Below are 16,639 nucleotides of genomic sequence, written 5' to 3' on the forward strand. Positions count from 1 at the left end.
AGGAAAGGTGCGGGCGGATCCAGAACCTGTGGGCGGCCCCGGCCTGGAGCCGCCCACAGGTTCGATCCGAGGCGCCGGCACCCCTGGCGATGCGGGTCAGTTCGTCACGCGGAAGGTGGCGTCACTGCGGGCCAGAGTGGTGGTGATGCGGTCGAGGCGGAGCTGGTAGGCGTAGTGGCGGATGTAGCGGTCGGGGTGGTTGTACGACTGGAAGGACGACCAGGTGGGGTCGGCGAGTCCGGCGACCTTGTTGAAGGTGGCGTCGGCGGCGAACTGGGCGGAGCCGTCGTTGCGGACGAGCTGGAAGTCGTAGTTCTGGTGGCGCAGGAAGTAGCCGGGGTGGTTCACCGACTCGAAGGAGACGGTGCCGGTGCCCACCAGGCCGGGCCGCGGCCGGAACTGGGAGTCCTCGACGGGGCTGACGTTGGGGTCGATGCGCACGTCGAAGTTGGTCTGGCGCACGTAGCGGTCCTGGAAGTTGTACGACTGGAGCCGCTGCGCCGGGGTGTTGGGCCAGCGTGCGAGGACGCGGCTCTCCTCGGCGGAGGTGAGGGGCATGATCGCGCCGTGGCGCTTGGCGGTGCCGCCCATGTCGTAGCTGGTCGTCGGCTGCAGCCGGTAGGTGCTGACGTCGAACGGGTTGGTCGTCAGGATCGGCCTGTACTCGCGTACGCCCTGCGCGTTGTTGTGGTCGATGTAGAGGGCCCACTCGTCGCGGTCCCTGAACTTCATCCAGACCGGGCCTTCGACCATGTTGCCGGTGAGGCCGATGCTGGAGAGGTTGCCGAGATTGGTCCAGGTTCCGAGGATCGAGTTGCTGCCCTCGATGTTGTTCTGGCCGTCGCCGGAGGCGCGCAGGTAGCGGTAGGGGCCGGTACCTGAGGGCACCTCGGTCATCTGGGTGTCGACGACCGGGGTGCTGCCGGGCGGGTCGATCCAGATCTGCGGGGTGGTGATGGTGCGGAAGTCCTTGGTGCGGGCGGCGTAGATGCGGTACTTGAAGATGCCGTTGACCGTGGCGTTCGTCGACCAGTACAGGACGTAGTCGTTGGTCTCGGGGTTCCAGATCGCCTCCGGCGCCCACGCGTTCTTTCCGCCGGGGACCAGTGAGGCGGCGGGGAGCAGCCACGGGTCCGACCAGTTCACCAGGTCGGTCGACTCCCACACCACGAAGTTGGGGCTGCCGTTGGCGTACGTCGAGCCGCAGCGGATGCACAGATCGGTCGCGATGATCCAGTACTTGCTGCCGTCCTGGGAGCGCACCAGTGCGGGGTCGCGCACGCCCTTCGTACCGATCTTCGAGTTGAGGACCGGCTGTCCGCCGTTGAGGTCGTTCCAGTGCAGGCCGTCCGCGCTGTGCGCGACGTACAGCATCTGACCGGTCGCGGAGTCGTTGAGGAAGTGCACCATCAGGTAGCCGGGTTCGGCGGCGGCCGCCCGCTGGGGTGTGGTGAGGGCTTGGCCCGTGAAGAGGAGGCAGACGGCGAGCAATATCACCGTCAGCCGGGCGCGGAGCGCAGACATCGGATCTCCTGTTCGTGTGCGGGTGCCGCCGCCGGGCGAAGGGGGGGAACTTGGTCTCGGAGCGGGCGGGACAGGACCCGGACACCGCGCGGGCCGGACGGGGGGACCGAACGTCGGTGTTTCACCGCTTCGCCCAGGGAGCCGTGGTGACGGCGGGTCAGGGCGCGTGAGCGCGTGCGCTCGCCCAGGTGGGGCGGTTGCTGGACGGGCCGGGTGTCTGCGCTTCCCAGTGCCCGTGGAGGCGTTTCGGGTGGGCGGCGCTTCGACCGGAAGCCTTCGTCGTCAACTCACTGTCCAATCAGGCACGTTGATCGGAATATCGAACACTGTTCGCGAAATCGGGCAGAGGCTAAATCCGGAAAAGAGAGCGCGTCAATACATCCGACCCATCCGGTCAGCCGAACGAACAAATGAGCGATCCGGCACCTTCCCGGCGACCACCGATGACCGTGCGCATCGAGAGACTCGTCCAGCCGCTCGACGACGCGACTCCCCGCAGTTCGAGCCGGTCCTGGAAGCCGTCCAGGTTTTCCACCTGGGCATCGGTAGCCCACGCAAGCGCCTGGATCGGGTCCGGGTCGACAGGGCGTGCGACTTGTCGTGGCGCGTGGCCTGGGCGTGTGTGTGGCGGTAGCGGGTGGTCGGCGGCGTTCGGGATGTCGGTTTCGTGCTACCCATTGACGGCGTCCCTGAGCCGCCTTTACGTTTCGTCCGCAGTTCCGCACGTTGTTCGCGTTTTCGAACGCGGCTCGGCGAGGTCCACCTCGGCGGCGACTCCCCCCCGTACCGTCAACGCCTCCACCGGCAAGGCCATGGACGTCGCCAACCGTGGCACGCCAACCGTGTCCGACGTGCGCCGGTGGAGCTGGCTCAGCACCGACTGTCGGCCGTGGCAGCTCGTCCCCACGACCGTCTGATCCCGAAGGGCCGCAACAGAAACATGAGACACCTCGCCAGGCGGGTCCTGGTGGCCGCGACGGCCGCGCTCGCCGTGCTCACCACCGTGACCAGCCCCGCCCAGGCCGCCGCGCCCGCGTCCCCGGCCGTCACCTTCACCAACCCGATAGCCGAGCAGCGGGCCGACCCGCACATCTTCAAGCACACCGACGGCTTCTATTACTTCACCGCCACGGTCCCCGCGTACGACAGGATCGTCATGCGCCGGTCCACCTCCCTCCAGGGTCTCGCCACGGCCCCGGAGACCACGATCTGGACCAAGCACGCCAGCGGTGAGATGGGCGCCCACATCTGGGCCCCGGAGATCCACTTCATCGACGGCAAGTGGTACATCTACTTCACGGCCGGCTGGTCCAACGACATCTGGCGGATCCGCCCGTACGTCCTGGAGACCAGTGCCGCCAACCCGATCACCGGTACCTGGACCGAGAAGGGCCGGATCGCGCTGCCGCTGGACACGTTCTCGCTGGACGCCACCACCTTCACGCACAACGGCACCCGCTACATGAGCTGGGCCCAGGAGGACCCGGCGCTCGGCCGCGGCACCAACCTGTACCTGGCGAAGATGGCCAACCCCTGGACCATCACCGGCAGCCCGGTCATGATCTCCAAGCCCGAGTACGCCTGGGAGATGGTCGGCCCCCGCGTGAACGAGGGCCCGGCCGTCATCCAGAAGAACGGCAAGGTCTTCATGACCTACTCGGCCAGCGCCACCGACGCCAACTACTGCCTCGGCCTGCTCACCGCCGACGCCGGCGCCGACCTGATGAACCCGGCCTCCTGGAGCAAGACCCCCACGCCGGTCTTCAAGAGCAACGACAAGACCAGCCAGTACGGCCCCGGCCACAACTCCTTCACGGTCTCCGAGGACGGCAAGTCGGACATCCTCGTCTACCACGACCGCAACTACAAGGACATCGTCGGCGACGCGCTCAAGGACCCCAACCGCCGCACCCGCTACCAGAAGATCTACTGGAACGCCGACGGCACCCCCAACTTCGGCATCCCCGTCGCCGACGGTGTCACCCCCGTCCGCTTCTCCTCGTACAACTACCCGGACCGGTTCATCCGGCACTGGGAGTTCCGGGCCAGGACCGAGGCCAACGTCACGGAACTCGCCGACTCGCAGTTCCGCGTCGTCCCCGGCCTGGCCGGCAACGGCACCGTCTCCCTCGAATCGGCCAACAACCCCGGCTACTACCTGCGCCACAAGAAGAACGAGGTGTGGGTGGAGAAGGACGACGGCACCACCCTGTTCGACAACGACGCCTCGTTCCACGAGCGGGCCGGTCTCGCCGACTCGGCGGCCGGTGTGTCGTACGAGTCGTTCAACTTCCCCGGCCGGTACATCCGGCACTACAACCACCTGCTCTACACCCAGCCGGTGACCACCACGCTCGGCCGACAGGACGCCACCTTCTACAAGGAGTAGGACCGGCCGGACGCAGCGCGCCGCGGTGCCTCGCGCGCCTGATCCGAGCCGAGCCACGACCCGGATTCGGCAAGGACTGCGGGTCGGCAGTTGTCGCTCTGCGGCTGGCTAGCCGACGCCGCGCGGCCGGAACTGGATGCTGATGCGCGGCCCCACCGCCCGCGTCGACTTGGGTACCGCGTGGTCCCAGGTGCGCTGGCAGGAGCCGCCCATCACGATCAGGTCGCCGTGCCCCTGCGGGAAGCGCAGGGTCGGCCCACCGCCGCCGTGCGGGCGCAGGGCCAGATCGCGGGGGTCGCCCACGGACAGGATGGCCACCATCGTGTTCTCCCGGGCGCCCCGGCCGATCCGGTCGCCGTGCCAGGCCACACTGTCCCGGCCGTCGCGGTAGAAGCAGAGCCCAGCCGTGGTGAACGGCTCGCCGAGCTCGGGGCCGTAGTGCGCGGACAGCGCCTCCCGGGCCTCGTCCAGGACGGGGTGGGGCAAGGTGTCCTCGGGGCCGTAGTAGGCGAGCAGGCGGGGTACGTCCACCACCTGCTCGTACATCTGCCGTCGCTCCGCCTTCCACGGCACCTCCTCGGCGAGCCGCGCGAACAGCGCGTCGGCGCCGGTCAGCCACCCGGGCAGCACGTCGACCCAGGCCCCGGCGCCCAGCTCCCGCCGACGCACCCCGTCGAGGGGGCCGAGGCGGACGTCGTCGGACTGGTCGAAGAGGGAGCCCTGGAGGTGCGCGGCCATACCTGCAGCGTACTCCCAGATTCGAAAATCTGTTCGCTCGGGCTCCCCGCCGTCCGCCGGCTCAGTGCTGCTGCGCCTGCGGAGTCACCTCGCTCGGCCGAACCACCACGAAGCCCTCGCCCTCCAGCTTCAGCTGCACGGCCTCCCCGGAACCGCCGCGGATCATCGAACCGAAGGACTGGGAGCGGTGCAGCGAGGTGGTGAGGTGGGCCGTCCAGCCCACCACCGCGTCCGTGTCGACGAACACGGGCAGCTGCGGCGAGACCGGGATGACCAGCGGATTGCCGTCACAGATGAGACCCAGCTTCCCCTGTCCCGTGAAGACGCTGTTGAACAGGCCGCCACCGGTCATGCCGGCGCCCTTCACCGTCTTGATCTCGTACGACAGCGACGCGTCGAAACAGAGCACGTTGCGGCCGTTGACGGTGAACACGTCGCCGGGCTCGATGTCGACGATGAAACAGTTCTGCGCCTCGTGCGCGAACCAGGCCTCGCCCTGACCGCGCACCGCCATCAGTGCCAGCCCCTCGCCGGTGACCGCGCGCTTGAGCATGCCGCCCACGCCCTGGCCCTTGCGTTCGAACTGCAGATTCCCCCGGAAGGCGATCATCGCGCCCTGCCGGGCGAGCATCTCGCCGTTCACCGCGTACTTGATCGACTTGGCGTTCTGGACGCTCATCCCCGGCGCGTAGGCCGGCTGCACCATGTTCTCGTTGGAGAAAAGATCGCTCTTCATACGGGCATGCTGTCCCGGACCGCCCGATTCCGCCAAGCGACGCGCGCGGCAAGCGAATTGAGGTGCCTGACAACATCTCGACCGGAATGGTAGAAGCGGACGCATGACCAACAAGACCGTCGGAGTAGACCTCCCGGACCGCCGGGGCCGCACCGGGCTCGACCGCACCGGCCGGGACCTGACCGGCAACCCGCGCGTCAAGGTGCGGGACGTGCGCCTGCTGTCCAGCCACTGGTACGTGGAGCGCACGACGACCTTCGACTTCCAGCACACCGACGGCACCTGGAGCACCCAGGAGCGCGAGACGCACGACCGGGGCAACGGCGCCACCGTCCTGCTCTACGACACCGAACGCGAAACCGTGCTGCTCACCCGGCAGTTCCGCTACCCGGTGTACGTCAACGGCCACCCCGACGGGATGCTCGTCGAGACGCCGGGCGGTCTGCTCGACGAGGAGGACGAGCACCCCGAGGTCGCCGTGCGGCGCGAGGTCGTCGAGGAGACCGGTCACACCATCGGCGAGATCCGGCACGTCTTCGACATCTACATGAGCCCCGGTTCCGTCACCGAACGCGTCAGCTTCTACGCCGCCCCCTACGGCCCGTCCACCCGTACCCACGAGGGCGGCGGCCTCGGTGAGGAGGGTGAGGACATCGAACTCGTCGAACTGCCCTTCCGCCGGGCGCTGGAGATGATCCGCAGCGGGGAGATCGCCGACGCCAAGACCATCATGCTGCTCCAGTGGGCGGCGCTGGACGGTCCGTTCGGTACCGGTCGCGACGCCTGAGGGGAGGAGCGCAGCCCGAGGGCGGGCGTGCCGCTCAGGGATCGAGCGTCTCGGCGGCCTCCGCGGCGACCGCCTCCGCCACCGCCGTCAGCGCGGGGGAGTCGAGCTTCCACTGCTGCCAGAACAGCGGGGCGTCCATGGTCCGTTCCGGAGCCAGGTCGACGAGCCGGCCGCTGTCGAGGAGTCGCTCGGCCTGGGCGGCGGGCACCATGCCCCAGCCCATGCCGGCGGCCACGGCGTCCACGAACCCCTCCGAGGTCGGTACGTAGTGCCGACGGGGACTGGCCGGGCGGCCCCGCGTCAGCCGTCGGACAAAGGCGTCCTGGAACTCGTCGCGCCGGTCGAAGAACACCACCGGCGCGTCGACGATCAGTTCCTTCAGCGGCGTGCCCGAACCGAGGCCCAGCCACCGCTCCGCGAAGGCGGGCGTGGCGCAGGGCCGGTAGCGCATCCGGCCGAGCGGCCGGACCGAGCAGCCGGCCACGGCGTCCGGTGCCGAGGTGACCGCGGCCATCACGAGCCCCTCGCGCAACAGCCGGGCCGTGTGCTGCTCGTCCTCCCGGAGCAGTTCGTAACAGGGGCGCAGCTCCTCGGGCACCCGGGTCAGGGCGGGCAGGAACCAGGTGGCCAGCGAGTCGGCGTTCACCGCGATCGACACCCGCGTGGTCTCCCCGGCGCCCGTCATCCCGAGTGCGGTGTGCGCGTCGTGTTCGAGACGGGCCAGCTGGCGCGCGAACCGGACGATCACCTCGCCGGACTCCGTCGGCCGCACCGGCTTCTCCCGGATCAGCAGGACCCGGCCGACCCGCTGCTCCAGCGCCTTGACCCGCTGGCTGACCGCCGACGGTGTCACGTGCAGGGCACCGGCCGCCGCGTCGAAGGTGCCCTCGTCCACCACGGCCAGCAGGGTGCGCACCAGGTCGAGGGGCAGCTGAGACATCACGAACGCTAATGATACGTAAGAATCTTTAGCTGTACGCAAGGCGGTGCGTTTCCTAACGTCGTGGCTGTGTTCAGTGAAATGACAGCTCTCGCGGCCGGATTCGGCACCGGCCTCTCCCTCATCGTCGCCATCGGAGCCCAGAACGCCTTCGTCCTCCGCCAGGGCCTGCACCGCGACTCCGTGCTCCCGGTCGTGGCCATCTGCGCCCTCTCCGACGCGCTGTTGATCGCCCTCGGCGTCGCCGGGGTCGGCGCGGTGGTCGTCGCCTGGCCCGGAGCGCTGACGGCGGTCGCCCTGATCGGTGGCGCGTTTCTCCTGGTCTACGGCGCCCTGGCCGCCCGCCGCGCCCTGCGGCCCGGCGACGACGCGCTGCGCGCGGAGAGCGGGTCGGCGGGCTCCCGGCGCCGGGCCGTCCTCACCTGTCTGGCGCTGACCTGGCTCAACCCGCACGTCTACCTGGACACCGTGTTCCTGCTCGGCTCCATCGCCTCCGACCGGGGCCCCCTGCGCTGGACCTTCGGCCTCGGCGCCGGCCTCGCCAGCCTGTGCTGGTTCGCCGCTCTGGGCTTCGGCGCCCGGCTGCTCAGCCGGTACCTGGCCCGCCCGTCCGCCTGGCGGGTCCTCGACGGCCTGGTCGCGGTCACGATGCTCGTCCTCGGCGGGATGCTGATCGCCGGAGCCTGAGCCATGCGGAGACAGCATGTGAGACGGCGGCGAAATCGCCTGTCCCGACGGTGGTGATCTCCGCGATAGTGGTGCCCGTATCGAAAGATGTATCGAGCATCAGGATGCCCGTGGACACCACCCAGAGCAGCGCCGACGACGACACCGCACCGGAGGACGACACCGCACCGCAGGACGATCCGGCGGCGCCACCCCGCGAGGGCTGGCGCCGCTGGGCGATGGACACCCGGCCGCTGCGCCGCCCCGCCTACCGGCGTCTGTGGTCCTCGACCATCGTCACCGCCGTCGGCAGCCAGCTGACCGCCGTCGCCGTCCCCAAACAGATCTACGACATCACCGGCTCCTCGGCCTGGGTCGGCTACGCCAGCCTCGCCGGCCTGCTGCCCCTGGTGGTCTTCGCGCTCTGGGGCGGCGCGGTCGCCGACAGCGTCGACCGCCGCACGCTGCTGCTCGTCACCAACACCGGCATCGCCGTCACCTCGGTGCTGTTCTGGGTGCAGGCCGTCACCGGCCTCGAATCCGTGTGGGCGCTGATGGCCCTGCTCGCCCTCCAACAGGCGTTCTTCGGCCTCAACTCGCCCGCCCGCAACGCCTCCGTGGCCCGGCTGGTCCCCGCCGAGGAACTGCCGGCGGCCGCCGCGCTCGGCTCGACCGTGATGCAACTCGGCCTGGTGGCCGGACCGTTGCTCGCGGGCGCCCTCATCCCGGTGATCGGCCTGGCCGAGCTGTACCTCATCGACGCACTGGCCCTCTGCATCACCCTCTGGGCCGTGTACCGGCTGCCCTCCCTGCCGCCCCTGGACAACACCACGGCGAAGCGGGCCGGCCTGCGGGAGGTGGTCGCGGGCTTCCGTTACATCGCCCTGCACAAGGTGCTCCTGCTGTCCTTCCTCGCCGACATCATCGCCATGGTCCTGGGCATGCCCCGCGCCCTCTTCCCACAGCTGGCCGCCACCACGTACGCCCCCTACGGCGAAGGATTCGCCCTCGGTCTGCTGTTCGCCGCGATCCCCATCGGGGCCGTCGTCGGTGGCCTGATGTCGGGCACCTTCTCCCGCTCCCACCGGCACGGACTCATGGTCCTCGCGGCCGTCATGGCCTGGGGAGCGGCCATCACGGGCTTCGGGCTGAGCACCAGCCTGTGGCTCGCCGTGGCGTTCCTCGTGGCCGCCGGAGTCGCCGACATGGTCTCGATGGTCTTCCGCGGCGCCATCCTGCTCTCCGCCGCGACCGACGAGATGCGCGGCCGGATGCAGGGCGTGTTCACCGTGGTCGTGGCCGGCGGCCCCCGTCTCGCCGACGTCCTGCACGGCACGGCGGGCGCCGCCTTCGGCACCCGCACGGCCGTCGCCGGCGGAGGCCTGCTGGTCATGATCGCCGTGCTGCTCCTGGCGACGGCCACACCGGCACTGCGGCGGTACCGGATCTGACTGATCGGCACACCACCTTTTTTCGTACGCTTGTCAGCCCACCCCTCACAGGCAGGAGTTGCAACGATGCAGTACGTGAAGCTCGGCTCGACGGGTCTGGACGTGTCCCGGATCTGTGTGGGATGCATGAGTTTCGGCCTCCCCGACCGAGGCACGCACGAATGGACCCTGGACGAGGAGGCGTCACGCCCGCTGATCCGGCAGGCGCTGGACGCGGGGATCAACTTCTTCGACACGGCGAACGTCTACTCCGACGGCACCAGCGAGGAGATCGTCGGCCGCGCGCTCGGCCAGTACGCGCGGCGGGAGGAGGTCGTCGTCGCGACCAAGGTCAACGGCGCCATGCACCAGGGCCCCAACGCCTGGGGCCTGTCCCGCAAGGCGATCATGACGGAGATCGACAACAGCCTGCGGCGCCTCGGCACCGACTACGTCGACCTCTACCAGATCCACCGCTTCGACCCCCACACCCCGGTCGAAGAGACGATGGAGGCCCTGCACGACGTGGTGAAGGCCGGCAAGGCCCGTTACCTCGGGGCGAGTTCGATGTACGCCTGGCAGTTCGCGAAGATGCAGCACACCGCCCGGCTGCACGGCTGGACCCGGTTCGTGTCCATGCAGAACCACTACAACCTCCTCTACCGCGAGGAGGAGCGCGAGATGCTCCCGCTGTGCGAGGACCAGAGCGTCGCCACGCTGCCCTGGAGCCCGCTCGCGCGCGGCCGCCTCACCCGGGACTGGGGCTCCGTGACCGCACGCACCGAGACCGACAACTTCGGCAGGACGCTCTACCAGGAGGGCGACCGGGAGATCGTCGACGCCGTCACCCGGATCGCCGGTGAGCGCGGGGTGCCGCGCGCTCAGGTCGCCCTGGCCTGGCTGCTGAGCCGGCCCACGGTCACCGCCCCCATCGTCGGCGCCACCAAGCCCCACCACCTCGCCGACGCCGTGGCCTCCCTCGACGTCACCCTGTCGGAGAAGGAGACCGAGGAACTGGAACGGCCCTACACCCCGCGCGCGATCAGCGGTCACTGAGCGGCCGCAGGCCTCACAGGCGGGAGTACTCCAGACGCACGGTCGTGGCGAGACGGGCCAGGGCCTCCTCGGCGCCCTCGCGGTCGGTCTTGTCGAGGAGCGCCAGCGCGTCCGCCGCGGCCAGGCGCACCCGCTGGGGTACCTCGTCGAGGGCGGCCATGCGGTAGGCGATGGTGCGGCGGGCCTCGCGCTCCTCGGCGCTGACGCCGCCCGGCCCGGTGCGGGGGAAGACGGCGGCCTCGTAGGCGGTCACGTGGATGAGCACGCCGTGCGCGATGCCCTCGGCGTAACCCCGCTGCCCGGCCTGCCGCTGGGCCATGGCGAAGTGCGCCATGGCCCGCCGCCGCACGATCAGCGAGCCCACCATGCCGACCAGACCGGCGCACACCGCCGCCCCCAGGGCGACGGGCCCGCCGCCGATCAGCGCGCCGATGAGGGCGCCGCCCGCCATCAGCAGACAGGTCAGCCCGGTGGTCAGCATCAGCAGGGCGCGCGCGGGAGTGAAGGAGGCCATGACGTGCAGTGTCTCAGCCTCGCCCGGGTGCCGGAGCGGTGGGCTGGTGGGGAGGGAGCGACCTGGCCCGTCCCGGACGGTCGGGCGGCGCCCTTGTCGGCGGGCCGCCCGCCCCCGAGGGGCGGGTCGATCGAGCCGGGAGCCGCACGCGGCGAGCACCGTTTCGAGTGACCCGCCCGCGGCCTGCGAACGGATATCGGGGACGGAGGGCCGACACCGCCCGCTGCCGTACTCGTCCTCCGGGGAAGCCCCCGTCGTGCCGTGCCCGAGGGGTTCCGGCCGGGGCAACTACCCACCCCGGTACGAAGATCAGGTGACTGCATAGGGTGGGGCCCGTGAGAAGCAGCGACACCGGTGCGGCAGTCGCGTGTCCGAACGCGACCGAGGGGGAGACCACCGTCCGATGAACCAGATCCTGTACGCCGGGGCCATCGGCCTGTTCCTGACGTTGATCGGCACACCGCTGCTGATCAAGCTGCTGGCCCGCAAGGGATACGGCCAGTTCATCCGCGACGACGGGCCGCGCGGCCACGCGGGCAAGCGCGGTACGCCCACCATGGGTGGCATCGCCTTCATCCTGGCCACCCTCGTCGCCTACCTCGCGACCAAGGTCATCACCGGTGAGAGCCCGACCTATCCCGGTTTCCTGGTGCTGTTCCTCATGGCGGGCATGGGCGTGGTCGGGTTCCTGGACGACTACATCAAGATCGTCAAGCGGCGGTCGCTGGGACTGCGGGCCGGGGCCAAGATGGCCGGCCAGCTGATCGTCGGCATCGTCTTCGCCCTGCTCGCCATCCGGTTCGCGGACGACCGGGGCCAGACACCGGCCTCCCTGAAGCTGTCGTTCGTCACCGACTTCGGCTGGACCATCGGTCCCGTGCTGTTCGTCGTCTGGGCCCTGTTCATGATCCTTGCCATGTCGAACGGGGTGAACCTCACCGACGGTCTGGACGGCCTCGCCACCGGCGCGTCGGTCATGGTCTTCGGCGGCTACACCTTCATCGGCCTGTGGCAGTTCCAGAACTCCTGCGCCAACGCCCTCGAACTCACCGACCCCGCCTCCTGCATAGAGGTGCGCGACCCGCTCGACCTCGCCGTGGTCGCGGCCGCGCTGATGGGTGCCTGCTTCGGGTTCCTCTGGTGGAACACCTCGCCGGCCAAGATCTTCATGGGCGACACCGGTTCGCTGGCGCTCGGCGGCGCGCTCGCGGGCCTGGCCATCTGCTCCCGCACCGAACTGCTCCTGGCCGTCCTCGGCGGGCTGTTCGTCCTCATCACCATGTCGGTGGTGATCCAGGTCGGGTCGTTCAAACTGACCGGCAAACGCGTCTTCCGGATGGCACCGCTCCAGCACCACTTCGAACTCAAGGGCTGGTCCGAGGTCCTGGTCGTGGTCCGCTTCTGGACCATCCAGGGCATCTGCGTGATCGCCGGCCTCGGCCTGTTCTACGCGGGGTGGGCCGCGAGCTGACCGCCGGCGCGCGACGCCCGACACGCGGTCCTCAGGCGGTGCCGGGCGTCAGCCGGAACACCACGCCGCGGCGCAGCGGGCCCTCCGGCATCGAGAGGTCGTCGAAGTCGTCGCTCGGGTCACGGGTCATGCCGAGGCGGCGCATCACGGCCTGGGAGCGGAGGTTGCCGGCGGTGGTCACCGCGAGAATCTCCGGGAGCCGGAGCTGCTCGAAGCCGAAGTCCAGGACCGCCCGCGCGGCCTCGGTGGCGTAGCCGTGGCCCCACGCCGTACGCGCGAGTCGCCAGCCGGCCTCCACTCCGCAGAACGGCATGTCCTCGTCCACCGGATCCAGCCCCGTGAAACCGATGAACCGCCCCGTGGACCGTACCTCCAGGGCCCACCACCCCCAGCCCCGCCGGCCGAGGTCGTCCTGGAAGCGGGCGGCGGACGCTTCGCTCTGCTCCCTCGTGAGGACACCCGGAAAGTACGCGCGCACCTCCGGGTCGGCGTTCATGGCCGCCCAGGGGGCCAGGTCGGACTCCCGCCAGTCGCGCAGGAGGAGGCGTCGGGTTCGCAGGTCGGGCATCGGGTGACGGTAGCGCGATCACGGGGCGGGGGCGATCGCGTTTCCGGGCCACGATCGCCGTCCGCCTCCGGCGAACACCGCGCGGGCCTCGATGGACACACGGGTGTTCACAGCCCCCCGCTCGCCCCCAGGTCGACGCGTACCGCCCGTAGATGGTCGGTCAGGGGGCCGAGGCCCACGTCCTGGCGGCGTTCGTCGACGGACTCGGGGTGGCGGATGGGGTACGGGAAGAGGGTGCCGGGGTCGATGCGGGTGCCGTAGAACTGGGGCTGGTTCAGGGCGACGGCGCAGTGGTCGGCGATGTACGCGTGGTGCACCGCGGGGCAGCGGCCGTCCGCGACCGCCTCGGCGATCAGGTCGCGGCACGTGAGCTGGAAGCCCAGGTCGGGGGAGTGCAGCAGGAGCATGAGGGCCGCCGTCGAGGCGGGTTCGCCGACCGACTCGGCGGTGGGCCACCCGTGCCGGGCGACGATCGCGCGCAGGGCCTCGCCGTTGCCGGTGTGGCACGCGGCGATGCGGTCCCGGGCCCGAGCGGTGGGCGCGGACCGGGCCTCCCGGGCCAGCCGCCGTTCGTCCTCGGCCCGGCGGATCAGCTCGGCGGCGAGCACCCGCCCAAGGGGCGGACCGGTGCCGGGCGCGGGTCGCGACGTGGGTTCCATGGCCGGGGCGCCCTTCACGCCGGCTCCCGCACGGCGAGCGAGAACCACACCCTCTTGCCCGCGTCCCCCGGCTCCGGCGGCTCGGTGCCCCAGTCGTCGGCCAGCGCGGACACGATGGACAGCCCCCGCCCGGACTCGGCGGACGCGGGCACGGTGCGAGGCCGGGGCGGCACGGGAGAGGGGTCGGCGAGGGTGACGCGCAGTTCGCGCCCGGAGCACTCGAGGACCACGGCGATGGTGTCGGCGGGATCGGCGCTCGCGTGCCGGACCGCGTTGGCGAAGAGTTCGTCGGTGGCGAGGACCGCGTCGTCGAGGATCGCGGACAGCTCCCAGCGGGCCAGCTGCGCCGCCACCGTGCGCCGTACTCCGGCGGCGCGCGAGGGGTGCGCGGGTACCGTCATCCGGACGAGGCGGGACCTCTCCAGGGAGATCAAGGCAGCCTCACCGCGCCCGGCGGTCGACCCACCCCGCCCGACGGGGCGTCATGGACGCTCCACCCGGGGTCGTGTGCTGCCACGGCAGGGATCCGTCGGCGGGACGTGCCGACACTGACCGCCGTCATCGAGTTCCTCCACATCCTCGAAGGTGGTTTCCGGGGGTGCTGTTTCTGGGGGTGCTGTTGTCGAAGACAACAGCACCCGGCACACAAAACGCCAGGTGGTGGAGGGGTTGTGCAGTTGCGGGCGGGTAGTGGCGCCCGCTGGATAGGTTCCCCACCATGGTGAACGTCGACGAGGGCCCGTCCCCGCGGGAGCGCTGCGTCCCCGCCGGGTGGCCCGGTATGCGGGGCAAGCGGGTGGTGGTCACCGGGGGCACCCGGGGCCTGGGCGAGGGCGTCGTACGCCTGCTGCTCGCCGAGGGCGCCCACGTGGCGACCTGTGCGCGCCGGACGGCCGGACTGACGGCGCTGGGTGACTCCCTGGCCGGGGAGGAGCGGGCCCGGCTGTTCACCGAGGCGCTCGACGTCACCGAGCCCGGACGCCTGGAGGACTTCGTCACGACTGCGGCGAAGGGTTTCGGCGTGCCAGGGGGCACCGCGAGGCCGGACGGCGGGGGCGGCTCCGACGGCATGGACGGTGCCGACGACTTCGACGGCATGGACAGGGCCCACGGCATCGACGGCCTCGTGGCCTGTGTCGGCGGTTCCCGGGGCGGCACGTTCGAGCAGGCGAGCGGCGCCGACTGGGTGGCCACCTGGGAACTGAACGTCGGACACGCCGCACGTCTCGTCCGCGCCGCGCTGCCGCACCTGCGCGCCGCCGGCGGCGGCTCGGTCGTGCTGATCGGCTCCGTCTCGGGCTGGAAGCCCGGGCCGCCCGCCCAGTACGGGGTGGCGAAGAGCGCCCTGATCCATCTGGCGGCCTCCCTGGCCCGGGAGTTGGGCCCGGACCGCATCCGCGTCAACGTCGTCTCGCCCGGTTCCATGCTGATCCCGGGCCGCCGCTGGGACCGGATGCGCCGGGAGGAGCCACGGGCGTACGAGGCGTTCGTCGACAGGGAGCTGCCGACCGGTGCGCCCGTCACCCCGCACGAGGTGGCACGCACGGTGGTGTTCCTGCTCTCCGACTGGGCGACGGGTGTCTCCGGCGCCCACCTGCCGGTGGACCGGGCCCAGAACGCGCCCTCGCCGGAGGGCTACTGAGGCGGGTGTCCGTGACGCGCCCACTCAGGCGGCCGCCCCCAGCACCACCCGCGACCGGCGTTCGAAGTCCTGGACGAGCGGCTCGTGGCGGCGGGACGCCAGGCGGCCCCGGAAGTCGCGGAGCGCCTGGATGGATCGCTCGCTGTGCACACCGCTGAGCGCTTCGAGCGCGTCCGTGGCCGTGGCGACGGCCTCGTCGAGACGGTTCTGCTGGAGATGGGCCGTGGCGAGCACGGAACGGCTGATGGCCTGGCGTCGGCGACGGTCGGCGTGGGCGCGCACCGACGCGCTCGCCGTGTGCTCGGCCTGCGCGGCCAGACCCAGGTCGCGGAAGCAGAGCGCGGACTCGGCCTGGAGGTAGTGGTGATCGAGGAAGCGCACCCAGGGCGACTCCTCGGCGGCACCCCGGCTCGCGTCGAGCTGCTTCTCGGCGGCCCGCAGCGCCTCGGCGGTCTCACGGGGCCGGCCCAGTGCCGCGTGGCCGCGCGCGGACATGGCGTGCAGCCGCATCAGGCCCAGCGGGCTGCCGGAGTCCTTGGCGGTGGCGACTCCGGCCCGGGCCAGGGCCACACCCTCGTCGGGGCGGCCCAGACTGGTCGCCAGATGGGACAGCCCCGCCAGGATCTGCCCGCCCAGCACATGGTCGCGGCCCTCCGCGCAGAGCCTGAGCCCCTGGGTCATGTATCGCTGGGCCAGGCCGTACTCCCCGGCGTCGTAGGAGCTCCAGCCCGCCATGGCGGCCAGCCGGGCGGCGGCCGCGAACAGCTCCCGGCGGTGGTGCGGGGTCACACCGCGCTGCTGGAGCAGGGGGATCACCTCGGTGGTCAGGTACTGCACGATGCTCGTGCGGATCCCGCCGCCCCCGTAGTGGTTGTCCATCTCGTCGAACATGCGGAGCATCGCGTGGACCTGCTCCACCGGCCCGCCACCCGACACCGGCGCGAGCCGGGGCGCGTCACGGCTCTCGACCAGCCAGAGCAGCCAGGCCCGCTGGGGGTTCGTCAGGGCACCCGGCACGAACGGCACCGCGCCGAGCAGGCTGCGCCGCGCGATGTCGGTGGTGCCCAGCTCGGCCAGGGTGTGCAGGGTCTCCGCCACGTTCTCGACGTACATCAGCGCCCGTCCCGTCACCGGTCGTCCGCGGTCCAGCGGAAAACCGAGGTCGGCCGGAGTGAGCGCGCGGCCCAGCCGTTCGCCGAGCACCGCGGCGATCAACTCCGGTGTGTTCCCCCGTGGTTGCTGGCCCTGGAGCCAGCGGGTGACGGAGGCCTTGTCGTAGTTGGTCTCCGCGCCCTGACAGCGGCCCAGTTCATTGACCCGCAGGGCGAGGGACGCGTACGAGCAGCCCGCCTCCTTCAGGGCTGTCGCCAGCGGCTTGTTGGGCCCGCCGGTCCCCTTGACCGGGCTCCTTGGTAATCCGTTCGTCACGGCGGCCATCCAGGTGTCGCATCGTGTCGGCGCACGGCTTGACCCCTGCCCGCCGTGGCGCCAACTCCTGGGCGGGCCGGAGGAGTTCGAG

General features: G+C 70.9%; 17 protein-coding genes. 7 read left to right on the forward strand and 10 right to left on the reverse strand.

The genetic code is table 11. The features are described from left to right. Positions 1-96: 96 nt before the first annotated feature. Both ACZ9QC_RS40860 and ACZ9QC_RS40865 read right to left on the reverse strand, forming a co-directional pair. On the reverse strand, positions 97-1,524 hold the full coding sequence (locus tag ACZ9QC_RS40860; RefSeq protein WP_472917742.1) for a glycoside hydrolase family 43 protein: 1,428 nt from the start codon (positions 1,522-1,524) through the stop codon (positions 97-99). A gap of 394 nt (positions 1,525-1,918) precedes the next feature. Beyond that, positions 1,919-2,059, reverse strand: a complete 141-nt coding sequence (locus tag ACZ9QC_RS40865) for a hypothetical protein (protein WP_472917743.1) — start codon at positions 2,057-2,059, stop codon at positions 1,919-1,921. Between the two features lie 405 nt (positions 2,060-2,464). On the opposite strand from ACZ9QC_RS40865, the gene ACZ9QC_RS40870 reads away from it, so the two are divergent. Then, positions 2,465-3,913 carry a family 43 glycosylhydrolase gene (locus ACZ9QC_RS40870; protein WP_472917744.1) on the forward strand — a complete coding sequence of 483 codons (1,449 nt, stop codon included), beginning with the start codon at positions 2,465-2,467 and terminating at the stop codon, positions 3,911-3,913. A gap of 108 nt (positions 3,914-4,021) precedes the next feature. Here ACZ9QC_RS40870 and ACZ9QC_RS40875 read toward each other — a convergent pair whose 3' ends face one another. Beyond that, on the reverse strand, positions 4,022-4,651 hold the full coding sequence (locus tag ACZ9QC_RS40875; RefSeq protein WP_472917745.1) for an alpha-ketoglutarate-dependent dioxygenase AlkB: 630 nt from the start codon (positions 4,649-4,651) through the stop codon (positions 4,022-4,024). 61 nt (positions 4,652-4,712) lie between these two features. Then, positions 4,713-5,387, reverse strand: a complete 675-nt coding sequence (locus ACZ9QC_RS40880) for an AIM24 family protein (protein ID WP_215452338.1) — start codon at positions 5,385-5,387, stop codon at positions 4,713-4,715. A gap of 103 nt (positions 5,388-5,490) precedes the next feature. Between ACZ9QC_RS40880 and ACZ9QC_RS40885 the strand changes: the two genes are divergently transcribed. Continuing rightward, entirely contained in the window at positions 5,491-6,174 is a 684-nt protein-coding gene (locus ACZ9QC_RS40885) for an NUDIX domain-containing protein (RefSeq protein WP_472917746.1), read from the forward strand. A 34-nt stretch (positions 6,175-6,208) separates the two neighbouring features. On the opposite strand, the gene ACZ9QC_RS40890 is transcribed toward ACZ9QC_RS40885, so the two are convergent. Further along, positions 6,209-7,117 carry a LysR family transcriptional regulator ArgP gene (locus ACZ9QC_RS40890; protein ID WP_472917747.1) on the reverse strand — a complete coding sequence of 303 codons (909 nt, stop codon included), beginning with the start codon at positions 7,115-7,117 and terminating at the stop codon, positions 6,209-6,211. 78 nt (positions 7,118-7,195) lie between these two features. Here ACZ9QC_RS40890 and ACZ9QC_RS40895 point away from each other — a divergent pair, with 78 nt between their 5' ends. The 3 genes from ACZ9QC_RS40895 to ACZ9QC_RS40905 all read left to right on the forward strand — a co-directional run bounded on the left by ACZ9QC_RS40895 (position 7,196) and on the right by ACZ9QC_RS40905 (position 10,266). Next, entirely contained in the window at positions 7,196-7,801 is a 606-nt protein-coding gene (locus ACZ9QC_RS40895) for a LysE/ArgO family amino acid transporter (RefSeq protein ID WP_472917748.1), read from the forward strand. Positions 7,802-7,911: 110 nt separating this feature from the next. Continuing rightward, a complete protein-coding gene (locus tag ACZ9QC_RS40900) occupies positions 7,912-9,231 on the forward strand; it encodes an MFS transporter (protein WP_472917749.1) in 1,320 nt (439 codons plus the stop codon). Between the two features lie 66 nt (positions 9,232-9,297). Further along, positions 9,298-10,266 carry an aldo/keto reductase gene (locus ACZ9QC_RS40905; protein ID WP_472917750.1) on the forward strand — a complete coding sequence of 323 codons (969 nt, stop codon included), beginning with the start codon at positions 9,298-9,300 and terminating at the stop codon, positions 10,264-10,266. 13 nt (positions 10,267-10,279) lie between these two features. Here the strand turns inward: ACZ9QC_RS40905 and ACZ9QC_RS40910 are convergent, their stop codons facing one another. Beyond that, a complete protein-coding gene (locus tag ACZ9QC_RS40910) occupies positions 10,280-10,780 on the reverse strand; it encodes a hypothetical protein (RefSeq protein WP_316731278.1) in 501 nt (166 codons plus the stop codon). Between the two features lie 403 nt (positions 10,781-11,183). Here ACZ9QC_RS40910 and mraY point away from each other — a divergent pair, with 403 nt between their 5' ends. Further along, a complete protein-coding gene (gene mraY / locus ACZ9QC_RS40915) occupies positions 11,184-12,251 on the forward strand; it encodes a phospho-N-acetylmuramoyl-pentapeptide-transferase (RefSeq protein WP_230217649.1) in 1,068 nt (355 codons plus the stop codon). A 31-nt stretch (positions 12,252-12,282) separates the two neighbouring features. On the opposite strand, the gene ACZ9QC_RS40920 is transcribed toward mraY, so the two are convergent. The 3 genes from ACZ9QC_RS40920 to ACZ9QC_RS40930 all read right to left on the reverse strand — a co-directional run bounded on the left by ACZ9QC_RS40920 (position 12,283) and on the right by ACZ9QC_RS40930 (position 13,879). Then, positions 12,283-12,819, reverse strand: a complete 537-nt coding sequence (locus tag ACZ9QC_RS40920) for a GNAT family N-acetyltransferase (protein ID WP_472917751.1) — start codon at positions 12,817-12,819, stop codon at positions 12,283-12,285. Between the two features lie 107 nt (positions 12,820-12,926). Next, complete coding sequence (locus ACZ9QC_RS40925; RefSeq protein ID WP_472917752.1) at positions 12,927-13,478, reverse strand: DUF6624 domain-containing protein; 552 nt, start codon at positions 13,476-13,478, stop codon at positions 12,927-12,929. 14 nt (positions 13,479-13,492) lie between these two features. Continuing rightward, positions 13,493-13,879 (reverse strand): ATP-binding protein, encoded by a 387-nt coding sequence (locus ACZ9QC_RS40930; protein ID WP_472917753.1) that lies wholly within the window; start codon positions 13,877-13,879, stop codon positions 13,493-13,495. 317 nt (positions 13,880-14,196) lie between these two features. Between ACZ9QC_RS40930 and ACZ9QC_RS40935 the strand changes: the two genes are divergently transcribed. Then, positions 14,197-15,120: an SDR family NAD(P)-dependent oxidoreductase gene (locus tag ACZ9QC_RS40935; protein ID WP_472917754.1), complete on the forward strand. Its 924-nt coding sequence runs from the start codon at positions 14,197-14,199 to the stop codon at positions 15,118-15,120. A gap of 24 nt (positions 15,121-15,144) precedes the next feature. Here the strand turns inward: ACZ9QC_RS40935 and ACZ9QC_RS40940 are convergent, their stop codons facing one another. Continuing rightward, positions 15,145-16,557 carry a hypothetical protein gene (locus ACZ9QC_RS40940; protein ID WP_472917755.1) on the reverse strand — a complete coding sequence of 471 codons (1,413 nt, stop codon included), beginning with the start codon at positions 16,555-16,557 and terminating at the stop codon, positions 15,145-15,147. Positions 16,558-16,639: the final 82 nt, after the last annotated feature.

This window comes from Streptomyces sp. HUAS MS02 (assembly GCF_055702265.1).

Coding starts and splice junctions, on each gene's coding strand:
- ACZ9QC_RS40860 (WP_472917742.1), bottom strand. CDS start 1,524: ATGTCTGCGCTCCGCGCCCGGCTGACGGTGATATTGCTCGCCGTCTGC.
- ACZ9QC_RS40870 (WP_472917744.1), top strand. CDS start 2,465: ATGAGACACCTCGCCAGGCGGGTCCTGGTGGCCGCGACGGCCGCGCTC.
- ACZ9QC_RS40875 (WP_472917745.1), bottom strand. CDS start 4,651: ATGGCCGCGCACCTCCAGGGCTCCCTCTTCGACCAGTCCGACGACGTC.
- ACZ9QC_RS40880 (WP_215452338.1), bottom strand. CDS start 5,387: ATGAAGAGCGATCTTTTCTCCAACGAGAACATGGTGCAGCCGGCCTAC.
- ACZ9QC_RS40885 (WP_472917746.1), top strand. CDS start 5,491: ATGACCAACAAGACCGTCGGAGTAGACCTCCCGGACCGCCGGGGCCGC.
- ACZ9QC_RS40895 (WP_472917748.1), top strand. CDS start 7,196: ATGACAGCTCTCGCGGCCGGATTCGGCACCGGCCTCTCCCTCATCGTC.
- ACZ9QC_RS40905 (WP_472917750.1), top strand. CDS start 9,298: ATGCAGTACGTGAAGCTCGGCTCGACGGGTCTGGACGTGTCCCGGATC.
- ACZ9QC_RS40910 (WP_316731278.1), bottom strand. CDS start 10,780: ATGGCCTCCTTCACTCCCGCGCGCGCCCTGCTGATGCTGACCACCGGG.
- mraY (WP_230217649.1), top strand. CDS start 11,184: ATGAACCAGATCCTGTACGCCGGGGCCATCGGCCTGTTCCTGACGTTG.
- ACZ9QC_RS40920 (WP_472917751.1), bottom strand. CDS start 12,819: ATGCCCGACCTGCGAACCCGACGCCTCCTCCTGCGCGACTGGCGGGAG.
- ACZ9QC_RS40925 (WP_472917752.1), bottom strand. CDS start 13,478: ATGGAACCCACGTCGCGACCCGCGCCCGGCACCGGTCCGCCCCTTGGG.
- ACZ9QC_RS40930 (WP_472917753.1), bottom strand. CDS start 13,879: ATGACGGTACCCGCGCACCCCTCGCGCGCCGCCGGAGTACGGCGCACG.
- ACZ9QC_RS40935 (WP_472917754.1), top strand. CDS start 14,197: ATGGTGAACGTCGACGAGGGCCCGTCCCCGCGGGAGCGCTGCGTCCCC.
- ACZ9QC_RS40940 (WP_472917755.1), bottom strand. CDS start 16,557: ATGGCCGCCGTGACGAACGGATTACCAAGGAGCCCGGTCAAGGGGACC.